Raw genomic sequence first — 16,696 nt, 5'->3', positions numbered from 1 at the left:
CTGCTCGCGATAGCGGTGTGTCAGACAACACATCAATGACTGACACACCGCTATCGCGAGCAGGCTCACTCCTACAAAAGCGACCGTGTGAAGCATCTAAGGTTATGCCCATTCGGTATTTCCCAGACTTGTCATAACAACTCTAAGATCACGTCATAACTCGTTATGACAAGTGATCCGAAGATGACCGATAACGTTCTCTCCCTTGGCAGCGTCCCGCTGCACACCCAATTGCGCGATGTGCTGCGTGCGCGGATTCTCGACGGTGAATACCCGCAAGACAGCCAGATGCCCTCCGAAAGCGAACTCGGTGCGCTGTTCAAAGTCAGCCGCATCACCGTGCGCCAGGCGCTCGGCGATCTGCAGAAGGAAGGGCTGATCTTCAAGATCCATGGCAAAGGCACCTTCGTCGCCAAGCCGAAAACCTTTCAGAACGTCAGCAGCCTGCAAGGCCTCGCCGAGTCGATGACCGGCCGCGGTTACGAAGTGATCAACCGTCTGCGCAGTTTCAAGTTCATCGCGGCGGACAAGCGTGTCGCCGAGCGTTTGCAGGTGGCGGAGGGCGAGACCGTGGCGCAGATCAAACGCGTGCGCCTGATCAACCGAGAGCCGATCTCGCTGGAGATCACCTACTTGCCCAAAGCACTGGGCGAGCGCCTGGAGAAGGCTGATCTGGTCACCCGCGACATTTTCCTGATCCTCGAAAACGACTGCGGCATCGCCCTCGGCCACGCCGATCTCGCCATCGATGCGGTGCTCGCCGACAGCGACTTGACCCAGGCGCTCAACGTCGAGGCCGGTTCGCCGATCATGCGCATCGAGCGTCTGACCCACAATGCCCAGGGCCAGCCGCTGGACTTCGAACACCTTTACTACCGTGGCGATGCCTTCCAGTACCGCCTGCGCATCGATCGGCAAAAAGGGGAGCAGGCATGACCCGCAACGTGCTCGAACAGGAATACGACATCGTCGTGATTGGCGGCGGCACCGCCGGGCCGATGGCAGCGATCAAGGCCAAGGAGCAGAACCGCGACTTGCGCGTTCTGCTGGTCGACAAGGCCAATGTCAAACGCAGTGGCGCGATCAGCATGGGCATGGATGGCCTGAACAACGCGATCATTCCCGGCCATTCGACGCCGGAGCAGTACACCAAGGAAATCACTATCGCCAACGACGGCATCGTCAATCAAGCCGCGGTTTACGCCTATGCAACGCACAGTTTCGAAACTATCGAGCAACTAGATCGCTGGGGCGTGAAGTTCGAGAAGGACGAGACCGGCGATTACGCGGTGAAAAAGGTCCACCACATGGGCGCCTACGTGCTGCCGATGCCGGAAGGGCACGACATCAAGAAAGTCCTGTATCGGCAGTTGAAGCGGGCGCGGGTGAGCATTACCAATCGCCTGGTCTGCACGCGTTTGCTGACCGACGAGGAGGGCGCCGTCAATGGCGTGATGGGCTTCGATTGCCGCACCGCCGATTTCCATGTGATCAAGGCCAAAGCGGTCATTCTGGCGTGCGGTGCGGCGGGGCGCCTCGGTCTGCCGTCGTCGGGCTACCTGATGGGCACGTATGAGAACCCGACCAATGCCGGCGACGGCTACGCGATGGCGTATCACGCCGGCGCCGAACTGGCCAACCTCGAGTGCTTCCAGATCAACCCGTTGATCAAGGATTACAACGGCCCGGCCTGCGCCTACGTCACCGGTCCCCTGGGCGGCTACACCGCCAACAACAAGGGCGAGCGCTTCATCGAGTGCGACTACTGGAGCGGGCAGATGATGTGGGAATTTCATCAGGAACTGGAAAGCGGCAACGGCCCGGTGTTCCTCAAACTCGATCATCTGGCTGAGGAAACCATCCAGAACATCGAGGAGATCCTGCACAGCAACGAACGGCCGAGCCGCGGCCAGTTTCACGCCAATCGCGGCACTGACTACCGCACGCAAATGGTCGAGATGCACATTTCCGAAATCGGCTTTTGCAGCGGCCACTCGGCGTCAGGCGTGTGGGTCAACGAACGCGCGGAAACCTCGGTGAAAGGCCTGTATTCGGCGGGTGACATGGCCGCCGTGCCGCACAACTACATGCTCGGTGCCTTCACTTACGGCTGGTTCGCCGGGCACAACGCCGCGGAGTTTGTCGCCGGGCGCGAATTCACGGCGCTGGATGCCGAGCAGATCGCCAAGGAAAAAGCCCGGGTCTACGCACCACTGGATCGCGAACACGGGCTGCCGCCAGCGCAGGTCGAATACAAGCTGCGGCGCTTCGTCAACGACTACCTGCAACCGCCGAAAGTGACGAAGAAGATGCAGATTGGCCTGCAACGCTTCAGCGACATCGAACGCGATCTGGAGCAGATGAAAGCCAACAACGCGCATGAACTGATGCGCGCGATGGAAACCAGCGTGATTCGCGACTGCGCCGAAATGGCTGCTCGCGCTTCGTTGTTCCGCGCCGAAAGCCGCTGGGGCTTGTATCACTACCGCGTCGATCACCCGCAACGCGACGACAGCGAGTGGTTCTGCCATTGCCACCTGAAGAAGGGCGAGGACGGCCAGATGACCAGTTTCAAGAAAGCCGTCGAGCCTTACATCATCCCGCTCGATGCTGAAGAAATGCAGGCTTACGACCGCTTGCGCGTGGGCGCCTTCGCCGCTTGATGCACCACTAAAAAGAGAGTCCGAACCATGGCCTATCAAGCTCAGGAAATCTTCTTCCGTTCCAACGCCCCCGTCACCGTCGACGAGGACAAATGCATCGCCGAAAAGGGCTGCACCGTGTGTGTCGATGTCTGCCCGATGGACTTGCTGGCGATCAACCCGGCCACGCAAAAGGCCTACATGGCGTTCGATGAATGCTGGTACTGCATGCCGTGCGAGAAGGATTGCCCGACCGGGGCCGTCAAGGTCGACATCCCCTACCTCCTGCGTTGAACACCGATTCCTGTAGGAGTGAGCCTGCTCGCGATAGCGGTGGCTCAGGTGTTGATGTGTTGCCTGACACACCGCTATCGCGAGCAGGCTCACTCCTACAAGGGATTAGTGGCAACCCCCAGCCATCCGGAAACACCGGACGCTGAATCCAACAACACCCCTCGTTTCCCACCGCGCCCCGATCGCGGCGGAGACGAACATCCAATAAACGATTCGAGGGGAAACACCCATGTTGCGTGCAGCAATCGCCGGTCTGCTACTGGCTTCGTTCACCGTGTTGGCGTCGGCCGAAACCATCCGTATCGCCATCGGCACTCAGGACACCACCATCAACTGCGCCGCTGGCGGCTTGTTGATTCGTGAACTGGGTCTGCTCGACAAATACCTGCCCCACGACGGCGCCTACAAAGACGCCAGATATGAGGTGCAGTGGAAGAACTTTACCAGCGGCGCACCGCTGACCAACGAGATGGTCGCCGGCAAACTCGACTTCGGCGCCATGGCCGATTTCCCCGGTGCGTTCAACGGCGTGGCGTTTGAAACCGCGGGCAAGCACAGCCTGTTCATCAGTGTGCTGTCGGGGAGCATCAAGGGCAGCGGCAACGGCATTGTCGTGCCGAGCGCGTCCTCGGTGCAGTCGCTGGCCGAGCTCAAGGGCAAGACCATTTCCGTGCCGTTCGCCTCGACAGCCCACGGCATGTTGTTGCGCGCGGTGGCGGCGCAGGGCTGGGATCCGCTCAAGGACGTCAACATCATCGCTCAGCCACCGGAAGTGGCCGGCTCGGCGTTGCAGGCCGGCAAGATCGACGCCCACGCCGATTTTGTGCCGTTCGCCGAACTATTCCCCAGCCGCGGTTTCGCTCGCAAGATCTACGACGGCTCTCAGGCCAATGCGCCGACGTTTCATGGTGCGCTGGTCGATCAGGCCTACGCGAAGAAATACCCGGAGATCGTCGTCGCGTATCTGCGGGCGAGTCTCGAGGCCAATCGACTGCTCGCGGCCGAGCCTGAAAAATACAGCGAGCTGATCGCCAAGGTCACCGGGGTCGATGCCGAAGTCGCCTACCTGTACCACGGCCCGCTCGGCGTGCAGACCCGCGACCTGAGCTGGAAACCCGAATATCGCCTGGCGGTCGGTACCGCCATCGACACGCTGAAGCTGCTGAAAAAGGCCGATCGCGGGCTCGATCTCAACAGCTTCATCGACGACCAATACATCCTCGCGGCGTTCAACGCGTCGAATCTCGACTACACAGCGCAACTGGCTAATTACGCGCAGACGCCGTTGACCGGTGTGGATGCCGCAACCGGCAAAGCAATCACCGACGTCAGCCATGTCGCGGAAATCTGGGTGCGCGGCGAAGACAAGGTGCGCCGTTATGCCTCGGCTGAATCGGCGTTCAGCGCATTGGCCGCGTTGAAGCAGGAGGGCAAGAATATTCGTGCGGTGTATGCGCAGGCCAGCGACAGCGGGATCAAGTTGCTGGCCGAGCAGGCGTGGTTTGCCAGTGATGCCAATGGGCGTTTGAGTGCGTTTCTGCTCAAGGGGCAGGCGCAGGAGTTTGCTTCGGTGCAGGGGGGCAAGGTGTTCGATTTCAGCGATGCCACGAGCCAGGCCGTGGCTGTCCGCTAACTTCGGAGTACCGTTTCCTCTGTAGGAGTGAGCCTGCTCGCGATAGCGGTGGCTCAGGTGTTGATGTGTTGCCTGACACACCGCTATCGCGAGCAGGCTCACTCCTACAGGGATTTGTGTTGAGAGGAATTATTTTGTACCGATCCTGTTTACGCTGGGTTCCTAGAGCCGCCTCACTGCTGCTCTGCCTGCTCTTTTGGCAACTCGCCGCCAGCCACCACTGGAACCTCGGCCTGGTCACCTTTGCTAACGTGCCCACGCCATTGGCCGTGATCGAAGCTGCTTTGGGCCTCGGCGACTCCGGCAAACTCTGGCAGCACCTGACCGCCAGCCTCGGCCGCGTGTTTGCCGGTTATCTCGCCGCGCTGGTCATCGGCATCGCCCTGGGCCTGGCCATCGGTCGCTCGAAATGGGCCGAAGACGTGCTGCTGCCGCCCCTGGAAGTCCTGCGCCCGATTCCCGCCGTGGCGTGGATTCCGCTGGCGATCCTGATGTTTCCGTCCTCGGAACTGTCGATGGTCTTCATCACCTTCACCGGCGCACTGTTTCCGATCCTGCTCAACACCGTGCACGGCGTCGAAGGTGTCGACCCGCGGCTGATCGCTTCGGCGAAAAGCCTCGGGGCAGGGCGTCGGGCGATTCTGCTCGAAGTGATTCTGCCCGGCGCCGCGCCGAGCATCATCACTGGCCTGGCCATCGGCATGGGCACGTCGTGGTTCTGTCTGGTGACGGCGGAAATGATCTCCGGCCAGTTCGGCATCGGTTACTACACGTGGGAGTCCTACACCATTCAAAACTACGCCGACATTGTCGTCGGCATGTTGCTGATCGGTGTGCTGGGCATGGGCAGCAGTTGGCTGATCAAACGTCTGGGCAGCTTGTTCACGCCCTGGCATCGACCACGAGGAAAAGCCTGATGAGCGTGATGCAAAACCCCGAAGGGCGGATCGACATTCGCCAATTGTCGATCGTGCTCGGCGAAGGCCGCGACGCCTTCGAAGCGGTGCAGAGTCTCGATTGCCAGATCGACCCCGGCCAGTTCGTGTGCATTCTTGGTCCGTCCGGTTGCGGCAAATCGACGTTGCTCGGGGCCTTGGCCGGGCACTTGAGGGCCAGCACCGGCAACCTGCAAGTCGACGGCGCGGCAGTCTCCGGACCTTCGCCGCAGCGCGGCATGGTGTTCCAGCATCACACGCTGTTTCCGTGGCGCACGGTGCGCGACAACGTTGCCTTCGGCTTGAAGATGCGCGGTATCGGCAAGGCCGAGCGGCATCGCGCGGCCGATGACATTCTCAAACTGGTGGGGCTCGACGGATTTGCCGAGCGCTGGCCCGATCAGTTGTCCGGCGGCATGCAGCAACGGGTGGAAATCGCTCGGGTGCTGGTCAATCGTCCGCGGCTGTTGCTGATGGACGAGCCGTTCGGTGCGCTGGATGCGCTGACCCGCCTGAACATGCAAGAGCTGCTGCTGGATATCTGGACGCGCATCCGGACCACCGTCGTGTTCGTCACCCACGACATCGACGAAGCGCTGTTTCTCGCCGACCGCTTGCTGGTGATGAGCGCACGTCCGGGGCGGATCATCGAAGACCTGCGTCTGGATTTTTCCCGACCGCGTACCAGCGAACTGGTGACTAGCACCGAGTTCGCCCGCCTCAAACGCCATTGCCTCGACCTGCTGCGCCACGACACCGACCGACCGCTGCCGCGCCTCAACCCGCTCGGCTTGCCTCCTGAAAACCCTTTGCCGCGATTTGCCCTATGACCTCTATTTTTGCTGTGACCGATATCGATGAAATCCTCGCTCTGCAACCGCGCCTGACCGCTGATGACCCTGGCGTGCGGCGCATCGCCCTGATCGAGCTGGCGGATCTTGAAGAACCGGATGGCTTGCTCTGGCTGGTCGATCGTCTTGGCCGTGATCCTGCCGAAGATGTCCGCGCCGAAGCTGCGCGATTGCTTGAGGCCTGGGAGGATGAGCCGGTCGTGCAGGCGCTGTGCGAGGCGTTGACCGATCCATCGCTGGCCGTGCAAGCGGCTGCCGCACAAAGCCTGAGTCTGCTCAAGTCGGAAGCGGCGGGGCGGGTGATTCTGCCGTGGACGGCTCATGCCGATGTCAACGTGCGCATCGCCGCGTTTCGCGCCCTGCGTGAGTTGCGTTTTGCCGACGCGGCACCCGCTGCCGTCGCCGCGCTGAACGATGCCGACGCCAATGTGCGCCGCGAAGCGGTCGGCGTGCTGGGTTGGCTCAAGCAACTCGACGCGCTGCCGGCGTTGGCGCGTTTGGCCAGCGACGATCCGGACACCGAAGTGCGCCGTGCGGCGACAGGTGCGCTGGGGTTGGCCTCCTGTGCCGAGGTGTTGCCAGCCCTGCGTCAGGCCTTGCGCGACATTGCGTGGCAGGTGCGAGAAGAAGCGGCGACGACGTTGGGCAAGGTCGGCCATGGCGACGCCGGCCCGGCGCTGGTCGAGGCGTTGAGCGATGACTATTGGCAAGTGCGTCTGCGCGCCACTCGCAGCCTGGGTCGTTTGCGTTTCGTGCCGGCGCTGGCGGCGTTGATCGATACGCTCGGTCATCGCATCAGCAACCTGCGCAAGGAGGCGGCGCTGGCCTTGGGTGAGTTGAATGATCGTGGCGCTGTGGCGGCTTTGCAGGCGGCGCAGGATGACGGTGATCCGGAAGTGCGCAAGGCGGTGCGGATTGCCTTGAGTCAGTTGCAATGAGTCCTTTGGCGGTGGTCAATTCGCAGCCTGAGCGGACCTTGCGTCTGAGTTGGCCGGATGGGCGTGAGTCGGTGTTGGGTCATGCTCAACTGCGGCGGCAGTGTCCGTGTTCGCAATGCCGTGCGTTTCGCCTGCGGGGGGGTGCGCCGTTGGTCGATCATCGGGTGCGTGTGGTTGAGGTGAATGGTCAGGGGTATGGGGTGCAGTTGGTGTTCAGTGATGGGCATCAGCGGGGGATTTATCCCTGGGATTATCTGCTGGGTGCTGATTTTTGTGCTGATGTACTCGGTTGAAACTGTGGGAGCTTGCCTGCAAGCGATGGCTTTCTTTCAGGCGCTGAGTTTTGGGTACATATCCGTTGCTGCGGTCACGGCGGCTTAGGGTTCCGCCCTGACGGCGGGTCACCTTTTTCAAACGCCAAAAAGGTAACCCAAAACGCTTGCTCCTGCGTTCGGCCCTCGCAAGCTCGGGTCCCTTCGCTCCGGGATCGATCCGGGCGCAGCGGCTACGGTTTGCTTCGCTGCACCTCCTTCCGCTGTGTCTGGCTTCGCCAGACGGTCGCTGCGCTCCCACGCCCGGATCAATCCCTCCACTCAGCCTTCCGACGTCGCCGGTGGATCAAGATCAAAAGCAGGCGAGCTGACACTCGGCCTATTGAGTGGTTAGAAGCAGCGCATGGCTTGGGATTTGTGGTGGATTCGCCCCTCACCCCAGCCCTCTCCCCCAGAAGAGGGAGCCGATTTGTGGGCTCGGAAACTGCGTACGACCCGGTATTTCAGGTCAGCGTAGCTTTCGCATCCCACACGGTCAGTCCCCTCTCCCTCCGGGAGAGGGTTAGGGTGAGGGGCTTTTGATTTTCAGACTGAGTCAAACATTTGCCTGAACCACCGCCATCGCTAGCAGGCTGGCTCCCACTGTGAATTCGTATGTTGTCCCAAGCCTTCCCTCCACCGCGAAACCTGTGGGAGCCAGCCTGCTGGCGATAGCGCCCCAACAGGCGCCACATCACTGCCCGACAAACCAGCGAAAATACGGGTTCGAGCCATCCCCCTGCATGACTTCGCGAATATCCCGCGCCCAGGCGTCGCGATCACCGTCATAGGCATGCAGGCTCGCCCGATAAAACTGCATCAGGCGCTGGCGGTGCGTTTGCATGCGTTCGGTGAATGCGCCATCGACATTCACCAGTGGCGGCGGTTGGTACAGGTCGAGCAAGGCCGGCAGCACGCGGGTGATTTCCTGGCTGCGCACCCACGGTGCGTATTCGATGCGGGGTTGATCGTCGGTCACGGCGGGGGCGTCGGCGGCGAAGCGTTCGAGGCCGGCGCGGTCGGTGACCCAGGTTGCGAGCAGGGCGGCGGCGGAGCCGATGCCGACATCCTGCAAGGTGCTGCGCACGCTGTCCTGCTGGAAGCGTGCGCTGATTTTTGCCGCGTCGAGGGTCATGGATTGCTGAGACCCGACCAGCAGCATTTCGTGGAATTCGCTGGTCCACAATGAGGCGTAGGGGAACACATCGAGAAAGCTGCGCACCAACGAGCGTGAGTCGTCGATGTTCTGCGTCGGCAGCGGCAGCCATTGCGCGACGATGCCCTGGTTTTGCAGGCGACTGGCGGCCAGTTGGTAAAAGTCGCGCGAATACAGGTTGACCACGCCGGCGGCTGACGGCGGTGGCGGTTCGAGGGTGATCAGGTCGTAGGTCTGCGTGCTGCGCAGCAGTTCCTGGCGGCCGTCGCGCAGGCGCACGTCCACGCCGGGATCGCTGGCGGCGTTGAAGTTGCCTTTGAACAGCGGCGCGGCTTCGACCACGGCAGGTAACAGCTCGGCAACCACCCGGTGTTGCAGGTCCGGATAGCGCAGCAGTGCGCCGGCGGTAATGCCGGTGCCGAAACCGATCACCAGGGCCGAGCGTGGTTCGCCGTTGTGGATCAGCAGCGGCAGCAGTGCCTGAATGCGCATGTAGCGCAGCGATGGCATGGCATCGCCGGTGTTGGATACGCCCTGAATGTACAAACGGTGGAAAGTGTTCGCGCCGCGACCCTGAGCAACGACCGCGACGGTGCCGCCACGGCCTTCTTCATAGAACGCCAGGGTGCCATTGCGTGCGCCGGGCAGCAGGCCGGCGATTTTGTCGACCGGGGTCAGCAGCGCCACGGCCACGGTGATCAGTCCCAACGCCACCACGGCCTGCCGCCGACCTTTCCTGACGTGATGCCCTTTGCGCACGGCGATGTACCCGATGCCTGCGGCGATAATCGCCAGCAGGCCCAAGGTGCGTACCAGACCCAGCCAGGGGATCAGCAGAAAACCGCAGAGCATCACGCCGACAATCCCGCCCAGCGTATTGAACGCCACCACCGCGCCGACGTCTCGGCCGACACGCTGCTGGCCGACGCTCAAACGCAACGCCAACGGAAACGCCGCGCCGAGCAGCAGGGTCGGCACAAACACGATACTCAGCGCCGCCACGGCAAAGCGCGCGCTCATTCCGACCAGTTCGCTGGCTCCCAGCGTCAGTAGCCAGGTTTCTGCCTGACTCTGCGCGAGCACCAGCCAGCGCCCGAGCAGGGCGATTTCCAGCAGCGCGACCAGCCCGGCGCCGGCAATCAGCAGGCCGAACACGCCCCACGGATCGCGGATGCGCTCGACGCGGCGGGCGAGCAGGGCGCTGCCGATGAACAAACCGGCCAGATAGGTTGCCAGCACCACGGCGAAGGCATAGGTGCGGGTGCTCATGAACTGCACGATCGATTGTGACCACACCACTTCATAACCAAGCGCCACGCCACCGGCGATGGAATACAGCCACAGCGCGGTGCGATCCGGGGCTTTTTCAGCGTGATGTTTGATGGGGGCCGTCACGACGGCTGGATGCTGGCGGGCGAACCACAATGCGCCGACCGCCGCGAGCAGATTGAGCATTGCCGCAAACAAGGCACTGCCGCGCACGCCGAGACTGGCGATCAGCACAAACGCGGCGAGCAAAGTGCCGACAATCGCGCCCAGAGTGTTTGCCGCATACAACTGCCCGCCAGCCTTGCCCGGATCGTTGGCCAGCGCGCGCACCAGCACCGGCAAGGTGCCGCCCATCAACACGGCGGGAATGCCGACCAGGGTGAACGGCAACAGCCAGGCGAACACGCCGACATGGCTTTGCAGCCAGGCAAACGCACCGGCCGCAACACTCATGGCGACAGTTGTGCCGACTGCGAGGATCGCCACCAGCACTTCCAGCCCGGCATACAGCAACAACGGTTGCGCCACGCGGTCGGCCCAGCGTCCGAACAGCCAGCCGCCGATGGCCAGTCCGGCGAAAAAGGCGCTGATGCCCGTGGTGATCGCATACACCTCGACGCCGACCACCAGCGACAACTGCTTGATCCACAGCACTTGATAAACCAGCGCGGCGGCACCGGAAATGCACAGCAGGATGGCGGGGATGAGCAGGGTCACAGCGGCGCTGGGCGAGGCGGGTATGGCCGACGGCTTGCTGGCGATACGTGTGGACATTGCGGGAGCCTTGGTTCGATTCGAAAACCATCATGACAGTGCCGGCCTCATCGCGGGCAAGCCCGCTCCCACAAGGAACTCCGGTGATTACCGGTTTTGTGAACCACAGAGATACCTGTGGGAGCGGGCTTGCCCGCGATGGAGGCGACACGGTCTCAAGTCAAAAGGGCCGCCGCCGATGGAGGCGGGCGGCGGTGCAGCATGGTTACTGAGCTTTCTTCATTTTTTCCTCGATACGCCGGTCTACGTCCGCACGGATCTGATCGATGCTGAAGCTTGCCGGGCGCTGGCTCGGTGGATAGTCGACGAAGGTCTGGAGGAACTTCGCCGAACGCCGGGTACCGTCAAAGATCAGATAATCGTTTTTCGTGAGGAAGTCGTAATACTGATCCGACACGACGTCGGCGCGTTCATACGGGTCCATGCGCAGGTTGAACATTTTCGGCACGCGCAGGCACACGAACGGTTCGCTCCACACCTGCAAACCACCGGGAGCACGTTGCTCGCAGAACACTATCTTCCAGTCGTTGTAGCGCATGCCGACCAGCTCGCCATCATCGTTGAAGTAGTAGAACTCGCTGCGTGCGCTCTTGTCGGTTTTGCCGGTCAGGTAATCCAGCTGGTTAAACCCGTCCAGATGCACTTTGTAGTTTTTCCCGCCCAGGTCCGTGCCCTTGAGCAACCGGTCCTTGATGTCGGTATCGCCTACCGCCGCGAGCAAGGTCGGGAACCAGTCGAGGCCCGAGACCATCTGCGTCGACACTTCACCCGGTTTGACTTTGCCCGGCCAGCGAATCATCGCCGGAACCCGGTAGGCGCCTTCCCAGTTGGAGTTCTTCTCGTTGCGGAACGGCGTGGTTGCCGCGTCCGGCCACGACCATTGGTTAGGGCCGTTGTCGGTGGTGTAGACCACGATCGTATTGTCGGTGAGCTTCAGGTCATCAAGAGTTTTGAGCAGCTTGCCGACATCGCCGTCATGCTCGAGCATGCCGTCGGCGTAATCGTTGCCGATCATCCCGCTCTGGCCACGCATTGACTCGCGTACGTGGGTGAATGCGTGCATGCGTGTGGTGTTCATCCAGACAAAGAACGGCTTGTCCGCCTTCGCCTGTTTTTCGATGAAGGCCTGCGCGGCAGCAGTGGTTTCGTCGTCGATGGTCTCCATGCGTTTTTTGTTCAGTGCGCCGGTGTCTTCGATCTTGCCATCGGCGAAGCTGTGGATCACACCGCGTGGTGAGGCGGCTTTGACGAACTCGGCGTCATCCTTGGGCCAGTACGGGCGCTCCGGTTCTTCCTCGGCGTTGAGGTGATAGAGGTTGCCGAAAAACTCGTCGAAGCCGTGATTGGTCGGCAGGTATTCGTCTTTATCGCCCAGGTGGTTCTTGCCGAACTGGCCGGTGGCATAGCCTTGGGCCTTCAGCGCCTGGGCGATGGTCACATCGCGGGCCTGCAAGCCGACCGGCACGCCGGGCATGCCGACTTTCGACAGCCCCGTACGCAACGGCGTCTGCCCGGTAATGAACGAGGATCGCCCGGCCGTGCAGCTGTTTTCAGCATAGTAATCGGTGAAGATCATGCCTTCTTTGGCGATACGGTCGATGTTGGGGGTCTTGTAGCCGACCACGCCCATGGAATAGGCGCTGATATTGGTCTGGCCGATGTCATCGCCGAAGATCACCAGAATATTGGGTTTTTCAGCCGCTGTGGCGGTTGCCGACAACGCCATCACCGACGCCGCCACCAGGGCGAGCTTCGGTAGCCACTTGCGTATGCGAGTCATATGACTTGCTCCTTTCGCGGGGGTGGTTGTTTTTTCGACAAACGTTTGTTGCAGTCCTGCAGCACGCTTTCTTTTATTGCACCTGCTCGGTGGCCAGCGGTTCGAACGGGTAGATACGCCGCCATTCGGCAGCCATGTCGACCACGGTCCAGCCGCGGGATTTCGCTTCGTCGAGAGCCAGGTCGAGCCGGCCAATGCTGGATTGGCGGTCATAGGCCCATTCGCGTTTGGCGTCGGTGTGATGCACCAGCCCCATGAATCGTTTGCCCGGCCCGGCGGCCGTCCACTGCAGCATCTGCAGGTCACCATCGGAATTGCCGAAGGCGAGGATCGGGCGTTTGCCGATGACCGCGTCGATGCTTTCCGGTTTGCCGGGGCCGTCGTCGTTGTGCGCCAGTTTCGGCGTACGCAGGATCGAGGCCTTGCCATCCTTGTACTGGAACGAGGTGATGAACGTGGTGCCGATCACTTGCTCGGGCGGGATGCCGTAGACCTTCTCGGCGAAGGCGCGCATGAAGCCCGTGTCGCCACCGGAAACGATGTAGGTCTTGAAGTCCTGGCTGCGCAGGTAGTCGAGCATTTCCAGCATCGGCTGGAAGATCATTTCAGTGTACGGCTTGCCGGTTTTCGGATGGCGCGCCTGGCTCAGCCAGGTTTTCGCGTAGTCATCGAAGGCTTCGGTGGTCATGCCGGTGTGCGTCGCGCCGACGATCTTCAGCACGCCCTCCATGCCCGTCGCGGCGAGGGCTTTGTGATCGCTCTCAAGAACCGCTTTGAAGGGTTGCGTGGTTTTCCATTCCGGGTGCTGGGCGGCGTTGCGCTTGATTTCGTCGAAGGCGAACAACAGTTCGAAATAAGCGGGCTGTTCACTCCACAGCGTACCGTCGTTGTCGAATACGGCGATCCGGTCGGCGGGTTTGACGAAGTCCTTGCTGTTCTGGTCGGTCACGGCCTGGACAAATTCGATGATGTTTTTTTTCGCCGGGCCTTCCTGCCACGACGGTAGCGGCTCGCTGGCCTGGGCGAGCCACGGCAGGGCCAGAGTAAACAGCAAGGCGAGTCCGAAACGTTGGCGGTACAGCATCGGGTTCGTCATGGGAAATCCTTCTCGTGAACAGGGTTGAGCGGACGCAGCGCCGAGGCCGTTTTTACCTGCTGCTGTTCGGCCTGACTTTGAAGCGTAGTCAAGGATTGGCGCAGTTGAACAAGTGTTTGCTCAGTGGTCGGTTGACGTCCGTAAAGCCCGCGTAACAGTCCTTGTAAACGCGGCCCGGCCTCGACCAGTTTCAGCCCCAGGCGACTGCGCCGCAGCCACAGATACAGGGCGCTCAATTGCGCCGGGCGGGCTTGCAACTGGCCATCGATTTGTTGCCAGGCGAACGCGGGGGATTGCAGCCACGCCATCTGCCTGGCGTGCCTGCGTGCCAGCCAGCGCTGCCGGGCGCGAGTGAACGCAGGGCGCAGCAGATAAACGGCGCTGATCAACGCGAGCAATACGCTCAGCCAGAGCAACCAGCGGGTGGAAAAACGCAGTTGATTGCGACCCAGTTGCTTGAGGTCTTCAGTGATTGAAAACACCGGTTGATAAGCGCTGTTCGCCACGGCCTCGAAGGTGACCGCCGGGACTTGTGCGCGTCGCAGTTGTTGCGCCGTAGCGTCCCACCATTTCATCTCGATCGCTGGCAACGTGTAGGCACCGGCCTGATCGATACGATAGCTGACGCTGTCGATGCGCTGCCCGCCGAGGACATTGCCGCGACCGTCGTCCACGGTGCTGACTTGCGGGTTTTGCACATAGCGACTCAGGCCACCGACATCGCCAAATCGAGGAATCGGCAGGGCCATCGCCAACGCGCCGTCCGCTTGCAGGCTCAACTGTCGGCGGATGCTGTCGCCGACTTTCAGCGGCGTGGCCGAATGGACGATTTCTTGGGTAAAGCGCAGCGCCGTTGCTACCAGCGGCGTTTCATCCTCGGCAAAACCCGGCGGCCGCGTGGCGCTGAACTGCAACGGCTGGCTCTGGGCGCTGAGTTCAGCGCTGGCCTGGCCAGGTGTGGCGCGCACGGTCAAGGCGGGAATAGCGAAGGTTTGCGCGACGTTCGGCGTGATCAGGTAGCAGTAGCGCAGGCCGCTGAAAGCCACGCCGTCGAAGGTCTGATTGAGGTGCTGCGCCTGACCGTCCGGCGGCGTGACCAAGGCACCGTCGAGCTTGAGATCGGGCAGGGTGGCGGCGCTGGTGAACCAGGTGTCGGTGAGAACATCGAGTTGCAGCTCAACCAGACCGCCGACCATCGCCCCTTCGGCGGGTTGCAGATGGGCCTGGACTTTGAGTTGGGGTGCGGCGGCGAAGGCCTGGAGGGTGAACAGGCAACACATGAGCAAGCTGATTTTTGTGATGAATGATCTGGCCCCATCGCTGGCAAGCCAGCTCCCACAGTGGCTCGCTGTGTTCAGGCGAGATTTGTCTACTCTGTAATACCCTGTGGGAGCTGGCTTGCCAGCGATGGCGGCAGCAGGACTGATAGAAATCATGGATTGGCCGCCTCCTGTTGATCCTGCAACCTGAACTTCTGCCGCAAGAACCTCGCCGGCGAAGCGGTCAGGTTGTGCAGCCACAGCGCATCGGACGCCGCCTGCTCGGTCTTGATCGCTTTGCTCTGGCCCTTGCCCGGTGCCTTGTCGAATTTCACCTCGTCGGGTTTGGTTTCAGGGGCGTTCCGCTCGGCGCTTTCGGTGTCTTTCAGCAGCGCCTGCGCGAGGGCCAGATTGGCCGTGGCTTCTGGGAACTGTGGTTGCAGTTTCAAGGCTTGGGTATACGCAGCGATGGCCTGATCGAACTTGAAACGGCGCACGTAAATGTTGCCCAGATAGAAATACGCCTGCGGCGTGTCCAGCCGCGCAAAGGTCGCCAGTGCGAGGTCGTAATCGGCTGCGTGATACGCCGCAACGCCTTTCCAGTATGGGTCGATAAACAGCGCCGCCGCCTGCGGCAAATGATCGTGTTCGAAGGCCCAGCGGCCCTGCTGATCGCGGGTGAAAAAAGCATCGGTCAGCGCGTTGGCCTGCGCCGGCGCGGCGGGCCAGCCCAGCCCCGCAGCGAGCAACAGCGCCGGCAGCCAATTGACGCTCCAGCCCTTGCGCAGGTTGAACAGCGCTAGCAACAGCAGCGGCCAGCACAGCCAGTAGCCAGCGTCTTTCCAGTGCAATTCGCGCTGTTCGGCGCTGCTGGTCTGAAAGTGCCGTTGCGCGTGCAGTTCGATCCAGTCCAGATCGTCGTTGTTGAGGGTCAGGCTGCCCAGCGGCGCATCAACCGCAGATGCCAGTTGCTTGAGCGCGGCCTGATCGAAGCTGCCCAGCACCGGGCGCCCGTTGCCATCGCTGCGCGGTTGGCCGTTGGCAACCCTTATGACGCCGCCGTCAACACTGCCGACCGCGAGTACCAGCACCTGCAAGGCGCTCCCGCGCAAACGTTGATCGAGGTCGCCGAGCAGCGCGGTGTCGGCGCCGTCGGTGAGCAGCAGGAGGGTGCCGGGTGTCTTTTCCGCGTCGAGCAAGCGTTTCGCCTGATCGATCGCGGCACCAACGTTCTTGCCCGGTTTATCGATCAGCCCCGTGTTCAACGCTTGGATAAAGGTATCGAGCAGCGCCGGATCATCGGTCGCCGGCAACACCAGATGCGCACTGCCGGCGTAGGCAATCAGTGCGGTACGCGCGCCGGCGCGACGCTGGATCAGATCGTGCAGCTTGTGTTTCACCGCTTCCAGCCGGGTTGGCTGCACATCGCTGGCGTCCATTGACGGCGACAGATCCACCGCGACGATCAGCGGTGCGCGGTTTTCCAGATAATCGGGCCGGTCCTGTTCCCAGGTCGGGCCGGCGGCGGCGAGCGCGCCGAGCATCAACAACGCGCAGAGCCCATGCACCGGGCGCAGGCGCTGATGATCTTCAGGCGTGACCAACAAATGTGGCAGCAGATGTTCAGCGATCTGCCCGCGCAGCCGGCGTTGCAAGTCGCGGCCGCGACGCCAGAGCAGCGGCAAAAACGCCGCGAACAGCGCGAGCAGCAGCCATGCCGGGCGCAGGAAATGCAGATCGCTGAGGTTGATCTCCATC

At 61.9% G+C, this 16,696-nt stretch carries 13 protein-coding genes; 8 read left to right on the top strand and 5 right to left on the bottom strand.

Features of this window, described 5'->3' with window-relative positions; genetic code table 11:
* Positions 1 to 183: 183 nt before the first annotated feature.
* From J3P93_RS15660 to J3P93_RS15625, 8 genes are all read left to right on the top strand, one after another.
* Positions 184 to 936 (top strand): GntR family transcriptional regulator, encoded by a 753-nt coding sequence (locus J3P93_RS15660; protein WP_434589340.1) that lies wholly within the window; start codon positions 184 to 186, stop codon positions 934 to 936.
* Complete coding sequence (locus tag J3P93_RS15655; RefSeq protein ID WP_434589338.1) at positions 933 to 2,663, top strand: fumarate reductase/succinate dehydrogenase flavoprotein subunit; 1,731 nt, start codon at positions 933 to 935, stop codon at positions 2,661 to 2,663. Before J3P93_RS15660 ends, J3P93_RS15655 begins: the two co-directional genes overlap by 4 nt.
* A gap of 27 nt (positions 2,664 to 2,690) precedes the next feature.
* Positions 2,691 to 2,936: a 4Fe-4S dicluster domain-containing protein gene (locus J3P93_RS15650; RefSeq protein ID WP_003225615.1), complete on the top strand. Its 246-nt coding sequence runs from the start codon at positions 2,691 to 2,693 to the stop codon at positions 2,934 to 2,936.
* Between the two features lie 229 nt (positions 2,937 to 3,165).
* Complete coding sequence (locus tag J3P93_RS15645; RefSeq protein WP_434589335.1) at positions 3,166 to 4,569, top strand: ABC transporter substrate-binding protein; 1,404 nt, start codon at positions 3,166 to 3,168, stop codon at positions 4,567 to 4,569.
* A gap of 134 nt (positions 4,570 to 4,703) precedes the next feature.
* A complete protein-coding gene (locus J3P93_RS15640; RefSeq protein WP_434589333.1) occupies positions 4,704 to 5,486 on the top strand; it encodes an ABC transporter permease in 783 nt (260 codons plus the stop codon).
* Positions 5,486 to 6,334, top strand: coding sequence for an ABC transporter ATP-binding protein (locus tag J3P93_RS15635; RefSeq protein ID WP_434589331.1), 849 nt, complete (start codon positions 5,486 to 5,488; stop codon positions 6,332 to 6,334). Before J3P93_RS15640 ends, J3P93_RS15635 begins: the two co-directional genes overlap by 1 nt.
* Positions 6,331 to 7,293: a HEAT repeat domain-containing protein gene (locus tag J3P93_RS15630; protein WP_434589329.1), complete on the top strand. Its 963-nt coding sequence runs from the start codon at positions 6,331 to 6,333 to the stop codon at positions 7,291 to 7,293. The genes J3P93_RS15635 and J3P93_RS15630 overlap by 4 nt, the downstream gene beginning before the upstream one ends.
* Entirely contained in the window at positions 7,290 to 7,586 is a 297-nt protein-coding gene (locus tag J3P93_RS15625; RefSeq protein WP_434589327.1) for a DUF971 domain-containing protein, read from the top strand. Before J3P93_RS15630 ends, J3P93_RS15625 begins: the two co-directional genes overlap by 4 nt.
* A 712-nt stretch (positions 7,587 to 8,298) precedes the next feature.
* Here J3P93_RS15625 and J3P93_RS15620 read toward each other — a convergent pair.
* From J3P93_RS15620 to J3P93_RS15600, 5 genes are all read right to left on the bottom strand, one after another.
* On the bottom strand, positions 8,299 to 10,803 hold the full coding sequence (locus J3P93_RS15620; protein ID WP_434589325.1) for a fused MFS/spermidine synthase: 2,505 nt from the start codon (positions 10,801 to 10,803) through the stop codon (positions 8,299 to 8,301).
* 205 nt (positions 10,804 to 11,008) lie between these two features.
* Entirely contained in the window at positions 11,009 to 12,583 is a 1,575-nt protein-coding gene (locus tag J3P93_RS15615; RefSeq protein ID WP_434589323.1) for an arylsulfatase, read from the bottom strand.
* Positions 12,584 to 12,656: 73 nt separating this feature from the next.
* A complete protein-coding gene (locus J3P93_RS15610; RefSeq protein WP_434589321.1) occupies positions 12,657 to 13,679 on the bottom strand; it encodes an HAD family hydrolase in 1,023 nt (340 codons plus the stop codon).
* Positions 13,676 to 15,115, bottom strand: a complete 1,440-nt coding sequence (locus J3P93_RS15605; RefSeq protein WP_434589319.1) for a hypothetical protein — start codon at positions 15,113 to 15,115, stop codon at positions 13,676 to 13,678. Before J3P93_RS15605 ends, J3P93_RS15610 begins: the two co-directional genes overlap by 4 nt.
* Entirely contained in the window at positions 15,112 to 16,695 is a 1,584-nt protein-coding gene (locus tag J3P93_RS15600; RefSeq protein ID WP_434589317.1) for a VWA domain-containing protein, read from the bottom strand. Before J3P93_RS15600 ends, J3P93_RS15605 begins: the two co-directional genes overlap by 4 nt.
* Between the last annotated feature and the right edge of the window lies 1 nt (position 16,696).

Origin of the sequence: Pseudomonas sp. R3-57 (genome assembly GCF_051132065.1) — a bacterium.
In the GTDB taxonomy this organism is placed as follows: domain Bacteria; phylum Pseudomonadota; class Gammaproteobacteria; order Pseudomonadales; family Pseudomonadaceae; genus Aquipseudomonas.
This window is presented reverse-complemented; position numbering and strand designations above follow the sequence as displayed.

Excerpts from the sequence above, each read along its gene's own strand:
- J3P93_RS15660 (WP_434589340.1), top strand. The coding sequence starts at position 184 with ATGACCGATAACGTTCTCTCCCTTGGCAGCGTCCCGCTGCACACCCAA.
- J3P93_RS15655 (WP_434589338.1), top strand. The coding sequence starts at position 933 with ATGACCCGCAACGTGCTCGAACAGGAATACGACATCGTCGTGATTGGC.
- J3P93_RS15650 (WP_003225615.1), top strand. The coding sequence starts at position 2,691 with ATGGCCTATCAAGCTCAGGAAATCTTCTTCCGTTCCAACGCCCCCGTC.
- J3P93_RS15645 (WP_434589335.1), top strand. The coding sequence starts at position 3,166 with ATGTTGCGTGCAGCAATCGCCGGTCTGCTACTGGCTTCGTTCACCGTG.
- J3P93_RS15635 (WP_434589331.1), top strand. The coding sequence starts at position 5,486 with ATGAGCGTGATGCAAAACCCCGAAGGGCGGATCGACATTCGCCAATTG.
- J3P93_RS15630 (WP_434589329.1), top strand. The coding sequence starts at position 6,331 with ATGACCTCTATTTTTGCTGTGACCGATATCGATGAAATCCTCGCTCTG.
- J3P93_RS15625 (WP_434589327.1), top strand. The coding sequence starts at position 7,290 with ATGAGTCCTTTGGCGGTGGTCAATTCGCAGCCTGAGCGGACCTTGCGT.
- J3P93_RS15620 (WP_434589325.1), bottom strand. The coding sequence starts at position 10,803 with ATGTCCACACGTATCGCCAGCAAGCCGTCGGCCATACCCGCCTCGCCC.
- J3P93_RS15615 (WP_434589323.1), bottom strand. The coding sequence starts at position 12,583 with ATGACTCGCATACGCAAGTGGCTACCGAAGCTCGCCCTGGTGGCGGCG.
- J3P93_RS15610 (WP_434589321.1), bottom strand. The coding sequence starts at position 13,679 with ATGACGAACCCGATGCTGTACCGCCAACGTTTCGGACTCGCCTTGCTG.
- J3P93_RS15605 (WP_434589319.1), bottom strand. The coding sequence starts at position 15,115 with ATGATTTCTATCAGTCCTGCTGCCGCCATCGCTGGCAAGCCAGCTCCC.
- J3P93_RS15600 (WP_434589317.1), bottom strand. The coding sequence starts at position 16,695 with ATGGAGATCAACCTCAGCGATCTGCATTTCCTGCGCCCGGCATGGCTG.